Origin of the sequence: Sneathiella marina, from assembly GCF_023746535.1 — a bacterium.
GTDB lineage: Bacteria > Pseudomonadota > Alphaproteobacteria > Sneathiellales > Sneathiellaceae > Sneathiella > Sneathiella marina.
The window spans coordinates 674,703-687,062 of the sequence record NZ_CP098747.1; the positions used below are offsets into that span (position 1 = coordinate 674,703).

The 12,360-nt window shown below is 44.4% G+C and carries 11 protein-coding genes; 1 reads left to right on the top strand and 10 read right to left on the bottom strand.

Translation table 11 applies throughout. The annotated features are described in order from the left end of the window. Nucleotides 1-12: 12 nt before the first annotated feature. The 10 genes from NBZ79_RS03280 to NBZ79_RS03325 form a co-directional block, all read right to left on the bottom strand. On the bottom strand, nucleotides 13-1,293 hold the full coding sequence (locus NBZ79_RS03280) for a CDP-glycerol glycerophosphotransferase family protein (RefSeq protein ID WP_251935495.1): 1,281 nt from the start codon (nucleotides 1,291-1,293) through the stop codon (nucleotides 13-15). Continuing rightward, nucleotides 1,287-2,426, bottom strand: a complete 1,140-nt coding sequence (locus NBZ79_RS03285; protein ID WP_251935498.1) for a phosphonoacetaldehyde reductase — start codon at nucleotides 2,424-2,426, stop codon at nucleotides 1,287-1,289. The genes NBZ79_RS03280 and NBZ79_RS03285 overlap by 7 nt, the downstream gene beginning before the upstream one ends. Beyond that, nucleotides 2,423-3,553: a phosphonopyruvate decarboxylase gene (gene aepY, locus NBZ79_RS03290; RefSeq protein ID WP_251935500.1), complete on the bottom strand. Its 1,131-nt coding sequence runs from the start codon at nucleotides 3,551-3,553 to the stop codon at nucleotides 2,423-2,425. Before aepY ends, NBZ79_RS03285 begins: the two co-directional genes overlap by 4 nt. Before the next feature lie 33 nt (nucleotides 3,554-3,586). After that, complete coding sequence (gene aepX / locus NBZ79_RS03295) at nucleotides 3,587-4,864, bottom strand: phosphoenolpyruvate mutase (RefSeq protein ID WP_420854576.1); 1,278 nt, start codon at nucleotides 4,862-4,864, stop codon at nucleotides 3,587-3,589. A gap of 485 nt (nucleotides 4,865-5,349) precedes the next feature. Then, nucleotides 5,350-6,801: an aldehyde dehydrogenase gene (locus tag NBZ79_RS03300; RefSeq protein ID WP_251935505.1), complete on the bottom strand. Its 1,452-nt coding sequence runs from the start codon at nucleotides 6,799-6,801 to the stop codon at nucleotides 5,350-5,352. A 24-nt stretch (nucleotides 6,802-6,825) separates the two neighbouring features. Next, the gene (locus NBZ79_RS03305; protein WP_251935507.1) at nucleotides 6,826-7,539 is read right to left on the bottom strand and encodes an ABC transporter ATP-binding protein; all 714 of its coding nucleotides are present in this window, start codon (nucleotides 7,537-7,539) and stop codon (nucleotides 6,826-6,828) included. Further along, complete coding sequence (locus tag NBZ79_RS03310) at nucleotides 7,532-8,260, bottom strand: ABC transporter ATP-binding protein (protein ID WP_251935509.1); 729 nt, start codon at nucleotides 8,258-8,260, stop codon at nucleotides 7,532-7,534. Before NBZ79_RS03310 ends, NBZ79_RS03305 begins: the two co-directional genes overlap by 8 nt. After that, the gene (locus NBZ79_RS03315) at nucleotides 8,257-9,174 is read right to left on the bottom strand and encodes a branched-chain amino acid ABC transporter permease (protein ID WP_251935512.1); all 918 of its coding nucleotides are present in this window, start codon (nucleotides 9,172-9,174) and stop codon (nucleotides 8,257-8,259) included. The genes NBZ79_RS03310 and NBZ79_RS03315 overlap by 4 nt, the downstream gene beginning before the upstream one ends. Continuing rightward, nucleotides 9,175-10,047 carry a branched-chain amino acid ABC transporter permease gene (locus tag NBZ79_RS03320; protein ID WP_251935513.1) on the bottom strand — a complete coding sequence of 291 codons (873 nt, stop codon included), beginning with the start codon at nucleotides 10,045-10,047 and terminating at the stop codon, nucleotides 9,175-9,177. 32 nt (nucleotides 10,048-10,079) lie between these two features. Then, nucleotides 10,080-11,315: an amino acid ABC transporter substrate-binding protein gene (locus tag NBZ79_RS03325; RefSeq protein WP_251935515.1), complete on the bottom strand. Its 1,236-nt coding sequence runs from the start codon at nucleotides 11,313-11,315 to the stop codon at nucleotides 10,080-10,082. A gap of 176 nt (nucleotides 11,316-11,491) precedes the next feature. Between NBZ79_RS03325 and NBZ79_RS03330 the strand changes: the two genes are divergently transcribed. Beyond that, nucleotides 11,492-12,358, top strand: coding sequence for a helix-turn-helix domain-containing protein (locus tag NBZ79_RS03330; protein WP_251935518.1), 867 nt, complete (start codon nucleotides 11,492-11,494; stop codon nucleotides 12,356-12,358). Nucleotides 12,359-12,360: the final 2 nt, after the last annotated feature.

Consider the following 12,360-nt stretch of genomic DNA (forward strand, 5'->3'; position numbering starts at 1 on the left):
GCTAGTAAGTGACTATTTCTGCACCAAATCTGGTAGATACTGAATTATACTTGGAGAGGAGTTCCCAAAATTTGTGACACAGCGGTCCCTGAAAGACGAGATGTTTTTTGAAGATTGCTGCTCTAGTACAGATTTGATAATTTCTCCTAATTTCCCAATCTCATTGGGCGCAATTGATACACCAATCTGTGATGCCGCTTCATCATCCCAGAACTCATCCAGATCTTCCGCCTCAAAGCCGACCAGGTCTTTTGCCGAAATTTGTAATGAAATTACTGGTTTCTCATAAATAAATGCGAAATCAAAGCGTATAGAGGAAGTGTCTGAAATCAAAATATCAGAAATACTCATTGAGTAATTTGGAGAGATTTCATCATCCCATTTGAAATTGTCAAAGGTTTCCAGTTCTTTTTTGCATTGATCGATAAATTCGGGTTCAGCTATTCTCGAATGAGGATGAGGGCGAACGATGACATTATACCCCTGTTCAAGTAGAGCTTTTATAAAAGAAATTCCGTACGCTTTTAGGCAGCCCTTAGGCCCCCAAGAAGAGCCAATGAGGATCGTTGTTTTATCTTGCTTAAGAACGGAAGGATTGCGGTTTTTATACAGTTCATCCAGGTATGGTAGACCGAGGGATATCAATCTTTTTGGCTTCAGATTCCGTCTTTTTTCAATACTTCGAATTGATTTTTCCTGGAAAGGGCCAGCCATGATAACGGTATCATATTTATCTAAAGAGAATTTTTTATATGTCGATATATCTCCAACATGGTGAAAAATATGAACCAAATTTCCAACCATATTGGATTTTTTCAAAAAATAATTCTTGGCGCCGATGTTTGGAGAGGTGGAAACCATGACAGGCGCTTCTATGTGAGACAATTCCTTTAGCCCGAAAATAGACCTGCTACATCTCTTGGAGTTCATGTAAGGGCTTTCGATTTCTAATGCCGGATCAAACAGATCCAATGTCCTGTAACGGAAATAAATTTTTCGGCTTATTAGTTCTTCAACAATTGGGCGAAATGTTCCCCAATAAGCGCGCCCTTCGCTAAACAGAACAAGAGTATTCTTGGGCGAGTGCGTGTCCTGTGCATCATCTTTTAATCCTGCTATGCGGTAAAAGAAGGTCTTAATGGTATACCATACTGCGCCCAATGCCGCGAACAGGACTCCAACCAGCGCACTCCCGGAACCTGGGTCCAAATATGCGTAAGCAGGCTTGGAATATAAAACCAAACAACCGATGAAAAAAAGATCAACGAGCACCCTTTTAGTCGTACCTAACATAGAGCCCTCAATGTTTTGCGTATCATTTCAGGTGTTAGCTGAATTGGGTGATTACTCAGACGTTCAACATTAACTTGCTCAATAATTCTATCAATTACTTTGCTCGAATTCACTTTGGTTGTATCTAGCTTGATTGAAAGGCCGCAGGCTTTCATAATTGCATACCAGCGATCTTTAGCTGCGGTTGCATTTTTTACGTTTAGCAATACGTAAAGGTCTCTCATCGTTTTGGCGAAGCTCGATGGGGTTACATTATGATTATAGCCTTGGATGTTTTCTTGTGCATGCAGTTCAAAGAACAATCCCAATGTGATAGCGGCAGCATGACCATGGGGTAAGCCAAATTCCTTAGTAATTCCGTATGACAGAGCATGTGGCGCCGTCGTTTTACTTATGTTAATTGCTTTGCCAGCTAAATGGGCAGCTTGAACCACTGATGTTCTTTTTTCTTTGTGGCCCATTGAAACAGCTTCTGTCAGGTCCTTTATGAGTATCTTTATGGCTTGCGAGGCGTAAAGTTTACTTTCCGATGTTGCATTGGCTGACCAGTAAGACTCCACGGCCTGGCATAAAGCGTCAAACCCGGTACAGGCGGATATGTATTGCGGCAGGTTATCCACGAAGCAGGCATCCACAATAGAAACATCTGGCATCAATTGATCGGATGCCAAGGAATATTTGACGCCATCAACATATATAACGGCAAAATGTGTAGCCTCGCTCCCTGTACCGCAAGTTGTGGGTATTGCAATAAGAGGGCATAGCTCATTGGAAACTTTGTCTTTTCCAGTTGCGATTTCTTTTTCTCGACCAGAATGCGCCTGAATTGCATTTATTGTCTTCGCAATATCAATAGCGCTTCCCCCACCAACAGCTATGATCAAATCATACTTCTTAGCCTTAAATTCAACTGCTCCTTTTATAGCCTGGTCGAGAGTGGGGTTTGATGTGTAGTCGTTAAAATAAAATACTTTGCGATCTTTAAGTGCGGTATCTAGCAACTGCTTTGCGCCACTGTCGTGGAAAGACTTTTTACCTGTCACCAGAAATATATTTTTGCTGCCTAGCCGTTCAATTTCTAGTGATAAATTTGCGATGGCTCCTCGGCCTATATGTTCTGTGCTATATTTCATGAGGACTGAATGAACCTCATGAAATTTTCTTTATTCTGTGTGGGTGAAATTGTCGGGCGGCCAAGATCCTTACGATTGCCGGTTTTGATTTTTACTTCAAGCAAAGCGGGCCCATCTGAACTTAGGAATTCTTTCAACGACTGTTCAAGGTCCTCGGCATTGTCGACGACATCTGAACGTATATATCCACAGCTTTTTGCAATTTCGCTCAACGAAACGGTAAAGCCAACAGTTGGCTGGCCCCCCACTGAATCATGCGCGCCATTGTTGAGGATTATATGTTTAAAGTTATGGCATTTACTTGAACCTATAATTGCCATTGAACCTAAATGCATTAACGCAGCCCCATCTCCATCCAGGCAAATGACACGACGGTCAGGCTTCTGCATTGAAATGCCAAGTGCTATTTGGGAAGTATGCCCCATTCCCCCTACTGTCAGAAAATCACGTTGATGTCCTTGATCGCAATGCGCCCTATATTCGAAAAGCTCTCTTGATGCCATGCCAGTTGTCGCGACAATGATATCGTCAGTTGAAGTGCAATCAATAATTCTTTGTATGCCTTCTTCTCTTGAGAGAGGTAAGCTGCTTGCTTCTTTTTCTGGTTGGAGGTAGGGGGCAAACGATCCTTTTTTTGCAACCAGTGCGACAGGGAAGTTGTTTTCCCGAGCACTTAAAACCGCTGACTGCAGTGATTGCAGGTCATCTTCTTCCTCGCCAGACAGGACCCAGTATGGAATTTCCATAGCGTCAAGCTTTTCTAGCAATACTCGTCCTTGTTTCACATGTTGGGGTTCATCCGGAACTCCTGGCTCTCCTCTCCAGCCTATGAGGAGTAGCATGGGGATAGAGTAGACATCACTATCAGCAAGTGACATCAAAGGGTTAATCGCATTACCCAGTCCAGAATTTTGAAAATAAACCAGTGGAATTTTGCCCGTAGATAAATGATATCCGATAGCTAACCCAACCGCAGCACCTTCGTTAGATGCAATGACATGATTTTTTTCGGTTGTATTGTCGGTCACGTAAGCACAGAAAGATTTAAGTAAAGAATCTGGAACGCCTGTAAAAAAATCAATATCGGTATCTTTTAACGTTCCGAAAAATACATTTGGTCTAGTCACAACACAACCTATCTTAAATTTGGTTTTACGGAATTACCTTGTTCCAGGGATTAGGTCCAAGATATCCTTTATGTTCATGCATTTGTCGGATGTTTCCAAAGAACGTCCATGCTTTAAGATGGAATAGGCTACTTCTCTCATGGAAGGGAAGGATGCTCTTAGAAGATGGTTTGCATAAATTACTACATTTACGCCAGCCTCCGCTAATTCTGTGTCCGTAATGCTATTGTAACTTGTTGGTACCGCAACCAATGGGACCCGGTTCTCAATTTGATTATATTTATTGCAAAAAGCAAAAACTTCATCGGGTGTTTTTTGTCTACTATGAATCATAATCCCGTCGGCGCCCGCCTCAATATACGCTTTGGCTCTTGTCAGGGCATCATCCATTCCTTTTTCAAGAATTAAGCTTTCGATGCGGGCAATGATCATAAATTCATCTGTAACTTGTGAATTTTTGCCAACTTTTATTTTATGGCAGAAATTTTCAATTGAATCTTGGTGCTGAGCGACTTCGTTTCCAAACAAGGAGTTCTTCTTTAACCCGGTTTTATCTTCAATAATGACAGCTGAAACTCCGACTCTTTCCAGGTTCTTGACGGTAAAAGAAAAATGTTCGGGTATTCCACCGGTATCAGCATCAAAAATCATTGGTTTTGTGGTTACTTCAAATGTTTCGTTGATGTTTTGTAACCGTGTAGTTAAGTCCAGTGCTTCAATGTCTGGTTTTCCTTTAATGGTCGAGTCTGTCAAGCTACTAGACCACATGGCATCAAACTCAACCGAGGTGCCATTGTTTTCTGCTTCTGCATGTTCAATAATAAGGCCGCAAAGTGGAGAATGTGCTTCTAAGACACGTACAATTTGCTTTGCATTTATCAAGCGGCGCAATCGTTTCATACGAACATCGGGAGTCGTGCCGATTTCCTTGATACTACCATGTATCTGGGTTGACGAAATTCCCGGTGTGTATGCTACTTCAATTAGTTCACCGCCCCATTCAGAAATTGTATTGATAACTTGAGAGCGGGTTTTTGCTTGTACGCCTGTTTTCCAGTCATCACCGTGAACCACAAAATCAGGTCTCAGATTTTTCAGGTTGGGACGGTAGTCGAGAGTTTCTTGAGGAACAACTTCGGAAACATGTTGTATATTTTCGACGACCGTCTTTCTTTGATCATAAGTCAGGTACGGGAGGCGTTTATAGCTTGCAATGGCGCTGTCAGTGAGTACTCCTACAATGACCTTTCCATATTTCGAGGCTTCCTGAAGGATGTTTATGTGTCCTGGATGTAATAGGTCTGCGCTCATTCCTACATATACAGTCTTCAACTCAACCCCCTAATTAACCGGTATCATTAATACATTTCATTGAACCACCGGGCACTGGAAGTTTCCGGGTTAATTACAGATATACTATGAGAGTTAATATACTCTATACGCTAACCTCTATTCTGGAGAGTCTGTTGTCAAGACTGTTTAACAGCGGAGTTTAAGACATCCAATCCGCGGAGGGGCCGTTGTCGAATAGATAGGAACGTATGAGCTTATATAAACTCAGAGGCTCTGGCGCGCGTTGTTGTTTTGAGTAAGCCACTTTCTTGAAGTGTTACAAAGATCGATCAAAACCACAGTAGCAAGTGAACATTGAACACTAAGTTCAATTAGCTTTGACTTAGCTCTCCGATCTTGCAGTATTTGCGGAAAATTAGTGTCCGGGGGTGGTACCGAACCACCGACCGGAGGGTATTGACCTGACAGTGATTTTGACGATTAAACCTATCCATAATCGGTGGTTAAATTGGAAAGTGCATCGGTCCATCTTGAATAGTCATCCAACGTAATTCGGTAAATTGATCTATTCCGGCTTTCCCGCCAAAGCGACCATACCCAGATTCTTTCATTCCGCCAAAAGGCATTTGTGCCTCGTCATGGACAGTCGGCCCGTTGATGTGACAAATGCCAGCTTCAATCCGCTTGGCAACATTCATTGCCCGAACCGTATTTTGGCCAAAAACAGCAGCGGATAACCCATATTCGGTATCGTTGGCTATTCTGACAGCTTCATCAATACTGCCTGCCCGATAGATGCAAGCAACGGGGCCGAAGGTTTCTTCTTGGTAAATTTTCATCGATGGAGACACGCGATCTAGAAGGGTCGCGCCGATAATTGTACCGTCTATAGCGCCGCCAGCCAAAATAACAGCGCCTTTTTCAACAGCGTCGGAAATCAGCCTTTCGATCCTTTGTGCTGCCATTTTATCAACGACAGAGCCTAAGGGCGTTTTGCCTTGGCGAGGATCGCCTGCTTTAAGTGTCTTTACTTTTTCCGTGAGCTTTTCCACAAAACTGTCTGCGACAGATTCGTCCACTATTACCCGTTCCGTGGACATGCAGATTTGCCCCTGGTTCATGTACGCACCGAAAGCAATTGATGCAACCGCATGATCGAGATCAGCATCATCCAGGATGATTGCAGGAGCTTTGCCGCCAAGTTCAAGAAGTGCTGGCTTCAAATAACGGCCTGCAGTCTCTGCAATCAGTCGCCCGACCCGCGTTGATCCTGTAAAATTGACTCGCCTTATTGCTCTATGTGAAATCAGGGTTTCGACAATTTCGCGAGCGGATTCAGGAGCATTGGAGATACCGTTCAAAACTCCATCAGGAATACCGCCATCTTGCATTGCTTGCAGTATCTGCATATGAGTGTTGGGACAGATTTCTGAGGTTTTCATCACGACAGTATTCCCGCATGCCATGGGCATAGCGATGGATCGAACACCCAGAATTACAGGTGCATTCCAGGGGGCAATCGACAAAACCACACCTACGGGCTGACGGACGGCCATTGCCATGCAGCCCGTTCGGTTGGATGGAATAAGTTCGCCTGCAATTTGCGTTGTCATTGAAGCCGCTTCAATCAGCATATCGGCTGCTAGCTCGATATTGAACATCGCCCAAGGTGTCGTCGCGCCAATTTCTTCGGCCATCGCTTCTACAATTTTTTCAGATCTGGCCTTAAGGGCATCGGCAGCGGATAACAATATCTCCCGACGTTGTTTGGGTGTGGTTTCAGACCATTCAGGAAAAGCTGCTGCAGCGGCATCTGCAGCTCTCAAAGCATCGTCAATAGTTGCTGCCGCTGCTTTTGTAGCCACGTCATCCGTGATGGGATTTTGCCGTTCGAAATGCCCACCATCAGAGGCTTCAACCTGGTCTCCGTTTATGAGTAGTTCCACATTGTTCATCACTATTTCCTATTTTAACTAGAGTTATTTTGCGGCGCCCATATAAGCCCTGTGAAGATCTTCGTTGTCTGTTAGTTCATTTGCGGTGCCCTGACCTACAATGGATCCTGTTCCCATTACGTAACCTCGATCTGAGATAGCTAGGCTGGCTTTCACATTTTGTTCGACAATGAGCATCGTCATGCCGGCTACTCTGATTTTCTTCAAGGCTTCAAAAAGTTCTCGGATGACGATAGGAGCTAGCCCTAAACTTGGTTCGTCGAGCATCAGGAGTTTTGGCTCTGACATTATTGAGCGGCCTACAGCAACCATCTGCTGCTCGCCACCGGACATTGTTCCAACCAGTTGCTTCGATCTGAAGGCAAGCTTTGGAAATAGGTCATAAACAAACTCTCTGTTTTTCGATTCAGAGGTTCGTGCTCGTTTTGGATTGGCGCCTAACTGCAAGTTCTCTTCTACACTCAAATCAGGGAACAAACCCCGCCCTTCTGGTACTAAAGACAACCCGATATCGACTCGCCGATAGGCCGGCATATATCTTAAATTTTGTCCTTCAAAGGTTAATTCGGAGTTTTCTGACACTGTCTCCAATCCAGCAATGGCTTTTAGAAGTGATGTTTTTCCGGCTCCGTTTGCCCCCAATATAGCGACTGTTTCACCCTGACGAATATCGATTGAAATTTGTTCAATGGCTATATGTTGACCATAAGAGAGAGAAAGGTTTTGAATACTAAGCATCTGCCCCTCCCAGATAAGCTGAAACTACAGATTCATTTTCCAATACTTCCCCGGTTGGTCCGTCAGCAATTACTTCTCCGCTGTTCATAACTACACAGCGCGGACATAGTTCACGGATGGCACTCATGATATGTTCAACAATTAAGATACTAATGCCACTGCTCTGAATAGAATTAATCAATTCTATACCCGTTTCCAGTTCTTGCGGTGTAAGCCCGGAAAGCCATTCATCCAAAAGCAGCAGTTTGGGCTCTGTGGCCAGTGCACGAGCAAGCTCCAATCGTTTGCAATCGATATAATTAAGTGAACCTGCTAAATCGCGTGCTTTATCCTGCAGTCCGACGGTGGCCAATTTTTCTTCTGCAATTTCGTGTGCTTCGCGTCCCCAGGCTGATTTTTCCCGAAAAGCAACACTGCATATGACGTTGTCTGAAACTGACATCGTCTGGAGGACACGAACTAATTGAAATGTTCGGGCAATGCCGGAATGGGAAATCTGATCTGGCCGAAGTGAACTTATATTTTTACCATATAAGCTGATATTTCCCGAGGTTGCCCTATGCGCGCCCGATATCAAATTCAAAAGCGTTGTTTTTCCGGATCCATTCGGACCAAGCAGACCAACAATTTCTCCGTCCTTCATATCAAATGAGACATTATTAACTGCGGCCAGGCCGCCAAAATTTTTCCCGACAGCTTGTAACCGCAAGAGGACAGTCATGATCTGGTCCTCCCTAGTCTTGCGTTATCGACGAACTCAAGAACGCCTTTTGGTAAGGCAAATACAATTAGGATAAACAGTGCCCCAAGAATAATTGAATAATGGTTTGGAAAGCTGGCAGATAGCCATTCGAACAGCAGAAATAGTGGGACGACGCCAAACAGGGGACCATATAATCTGTGAGCACCCCCCAGTAGCGCCATAATGACAGTTAAGAAGGAAACGGTCGGGTTGAAAACGATACTGGGTTCAACATAGACCCATCGAGGTGCTTGGATGGCGCCTACCAGAGTAATGAGGCAAGCACTCAGCGCAAATAACATTAGTTTAATGCGGGTAATATTGATCCCGATATGGGCGGCGACAACTTCATCTTCTCCGATAACCTGAAGTGCCATTCCAATCCGGCTTCTTCTAACCATCCACGAAACAAGCAATGTCAATGCTGTCGTAGCGAGCAACATCCAGTATATATGCTGCGGCTCCAGAGGTAGGAATATATACCTTCCCAACGTGCCGGTAATATTCACCTCGTACCAAGTAATAAGCTGACGCACCAATTCAGCTAATCCGAATGAAAATATAACGAAATACACACCGGCTAGTCTGAGTGTCGCAATCCCTACCGCCAAAGACATTACTAAACCAATTGCGATGGCGACCAATAAAATTAACGGGTAAGACAAGTCTTCGTTTAATACAGCAACCACATAGGCACCAATCCCATAGAAGGCGACGGTCGCGAGCGAAATATATCGGGTTGGTCCTGAAAACATGGACCAGGCTGTTGCCATTGCAGCGTAACTCATCATCCCGATCATCAGGCCTAGGCCATATGCTTCCAGGTAAAACGGAACAAGCGCTAGAATGCACAAGGCGCCGATAACGCCACCTATTTTCATACTGCTATTCATCTATTTTATGACCCGACCGAATAACCCTTGCGGGCGCCATAGAAGTAGAACCAAAAAGATCAGGTATGTAGAAGCCAGGGTTAGCCCAGGGTCAATATATGTAGAGACAAACGCTTCGGCCAAGCCCAAAATAAGGCCCGCAATAAGTGCTCCCATGAAATTACCAACTCCTCCCATGATCACAACAATCAGCGCTTTCATTGTAAAAACAACACCACTTGTAGCCGTAAATGTCTGGAACATGGAAATAACGACGCCGGCAAGAGAGGCAAGCATCCCGCCGATAGCAAAAGCGATTTGAGCAACGCGATCCACATTGATACCAACAAGAGGGGCATTCTCCGGTTTGGTCGCAACCGCTCTCAGAACGGTTCCCCATCTTGTATAGGTCACAAAACAATACAGGCTTATTCCCAGAGCAATCGCGATACCAAAGGCAATTAATCTATTGGCGGCAATTGTGGTGCCGAATAATTCAATCGGTATGTTTAGGTAACTATAGCTGGTGAAATTTGCCCCGAATAAGACGAGTAAAATACCTTGAATAAGAAACAGTAATCCAAACGTCAGCAGGATCGAATCTATTTCTAAACTGCCGCCTTTCTGCGTCCTCTTGACTAGCGGAGCCATGAGAATGGCGTAAATGAAGAACGAAATAATGAAGGCGGCAGGGGCAACGATGATAAGGCCTGCTAACGGATCCAGATCAAATGTAGAGAAAAGAACAAAGGTTGCGAAGGAAGCAGCTATCACAAATTCCCCATACGCCAAGTTCATTATTCTGGCGACACCATATTGCATACTAAGGCCCAGTGCAGCCAAAGCATAGGTTCCCCCAAGAACCAACCCAATGATGAGAGATGTAGTAAACATACCTACCGCCTTCGCAATCAGAAGTTATTAAATTAGTTCTGCCAGACAGGTTTTGGTATTGTCGCAGTCTCTGCTCCATCGCGGTTTGATGGAGCGATGGCAACAAAATTGCCGTTTTTCCATTGACCAGTCCACCACAGCTTCCTTAACTGATTATTTTCGAGCTTGATTTTTCCAAGTATAGTATCGAATTCACCATCGGATATTTCTTTGGAAACCGCATCTTTATCCAACCCCGCACGTTCTATGGCCTGCTGTAAAATCTGCAAGCTGGCATAGGTCACGCTGCTTGCCCAATAATCTGGGGGGGTGCCTGTTGCTTCTTGGTGGCGCTTTGAATATGCAACAAAATCTGCATTGTTGATGTCGATACCACCGAGACTCATAACACCATCAATATTTATGCCTGCGATCTTTTTATACACTGGAAATCCAACACCAACACCAAGATAAAATACCTTTGGATTGAAGCTTGAAACGATGGATTGTTTAGTCATGCCAAATGTTCCAGGGGGGTAGGAGAAAGCAACAAAGCTGTCGGCACCAGACATTTTGGCTTCAGCGACTATCGCGTTAAAGTCTGAAGTGCCCAATGGGTAAGTCTTGTCGTAAACTATGTCCATGCCTTCCTTTTCCATCGCTGGGCGAGCAGATTTTAGCAGATCTATACCAAAGCCATCTGCTACTGAAACGATGGCGACTTTGTTGTTTATTTCTCCAGCCTTGCTTGCGGCGCCCAATACCTTTGCCAACGCTTCGGAATAGTCGCTTCCGCCACCAAGAAACCAAAAACTCTTGGTCCATCTGTTTGCAAAATCCGGGGCTTTATCTGTAACGGCAGTTACGGCTAATTGAGGATATCCGAAACGATCCATCAATGGTGCAATTGCAAGATTGAAACCTGTACCCCAAGGCGGTAAAATGAAATCCACTTGATCCTGGGTTGCCAGACGCTCAATCGCCCGAACTACCTCTTCTGAAGATGAACGGTCATCATATTCAACAATTTCAATTAGCCGCTGACTTCCATCCGGGAGTTTGAGCCCACCTTGTGCATTAACGTCCTTAACCCAAAGTGTGTAATTTGGAATTGTTGTAATACCGGCTCCCGCTGAATTTGGGCCAGTTTTGGAAACGGCATACCCAATTTTCACTGATTTGGACTCTGAAAATGAAGTCGTCGTGAAGCCAAAAATGATTGCAGGTATCGCAAGGGCTGCAATCGTAAAATTTGTGATTTTTCGCAAAAATTTTCTTTCGTTTTTCATGTTTCACTCCCATGTATGAACGATTTTGATGCCACAGGAATTGGCTCAATTGCGGCATAACATTTATTTGTGATATTGACGGTAAAGAAAGAAAGTAGTTCACAAAATAGACTAATTGCGGATAAAATTGTACTTTTGAAGAGTTTCGTTAGTGAAATGGTGGCAGGCTGGTAAAAATGGCAGTCAAAATATCATCCGTGGTCTGGGAAAATGTTGAAGCTCACGGATTTAAAAGCAGTCTTACAAATACAGACTATGTTTTACGAGGAGGACGATCACACCTGTTCCTGCTGACAGCCGGAGCTGGTGCCTTACATATTGAACAGACAATTAATTTTGCTGAGGCGCCGATTTTGATCTGGGTGCCGCAAGGGACAAGTTCCAAATTTTCCCTAGAAGCCGGTGCGCGCGGCGCGGCCGTCAGTATTCCAGAATTACAACTGGGCATATCGTTACCGACTGGAACTTTAGGCGCTGACGTTCGACAAGCGCTGTTGTCCCCTCTGGTTAAGCGATTTCCTGACAACGTTGTCGAAAAGCGTTTGGTGGCATTGACGGAAACTATTACAGACGAACTGTTTACCAATGCGCCTGCAGCTCAAAATGTTGTCCATTATAACCTGACGCTGCTACTGATCGAAATTTGGAGGATTACGGCTCCAGATACAACACAATCAAAATCACTGCCCCGTTCAATTTTTCAAAATTTTGTGTCGTTGGTTGAGCTCCACGTTACGGATCATTGGACTGTCGCAAACTATGCTGATCACATTGGGGTTTCCAAAGACCGATTGACATCGGCAGTCAGGCGGGCAACCGGTAGATCGCCACTGGCAGAAATACATAGAAAACTTATGCAAGAAGCGGAGCAGCAACTCCTGACCTCAAGCAGGCAAGTTTCTGAAATTGCCTATAGGTTAGGTTTCAAAGATACAGCCTACTTTAACCGCTTCTTTCAAAGAAATGCTAAAATGCCGCCGGGAAAATATAGAGCGGAAAAACAACATCAGTCACCTGCAAGTGAATTTTCGGCCTGGCCATAACA

Excerpts from the sequence above, each read along its gene's own strand:
- NBZ79_RS03330 (WP_251935518.1), top strand. The coding sequence starts at position 11,492 with ATGGCAGTCAAAATATCATCCGTGGTCTGGGAAAATGTTGAAGCTCAC.
- NBZ79_RS03315 (WP_251935512.1), bottom strand. The coding sequence starts at position 9,174 with ATGAATAGCAGTATGAAAATAGGTGGCGTTATCGGCGCCTTGTGCATT.
- NBZ79_RS03305 (WP_251935507.1), bottom strand. The coding sequence starts at position 7,539 with ATGCTTAGTATTCAAAACCTTTCTCTCTCTTATGGTCAACATATAGCC.
- NBZ79_RS03285 (WP_251935498.1), bottom strand. The coding sequence starts at position 2,426 with ATGAAATATAGCACAGAACATATAGGCCGAGGAGCCATCGCAAATTTA.
- NBZ79_RS03300 (WP_251935505.1), bottom strand. The coding sequence starts at position 6,801 with ATGAACAATGTGGAACTACTCATAAACGGAGACCAGGTTGAAGCCTCT.
- NBZ79_RS03320 (WP_251935513.1), bottom strand. The coding sequence starts at position 10,047 with ATGTTTACTACATCTCTCATCATTGGGTTGGTTCTTGGGGGAACCTAT.
- NBZ79_RS03325 (WP_251935515.1), bottom strand. The coding sequence starts at position 11,315 with ATGAAAAACGAAAGAAAATTTTTGCGAAAAATCACAAATTTTACGATT.
- NBZ79_RS03280 (WP_251935495.1), bottom strand. The coding sequence starts at position 1,293 with ATGTTAGGTACGACTAAAAGGGTGCTCGTTGATCTTTTTTTCATCGGT.
- aepX (WP_420854576.1), bottom strand. The coding sequence starts at position 4,864 with ATGAGCGCAGACCTATTACATCCAGGACACATAAACATCCTTCAGGAA.
- NBZ79_RS03310 (WP_251935509.1), bottom strand. The coding sequence starts at position 8,260 with ATGACTGTCCTCTTGCGGTTACAAGCTGTCGGGAAAAATTTTGGCGGC.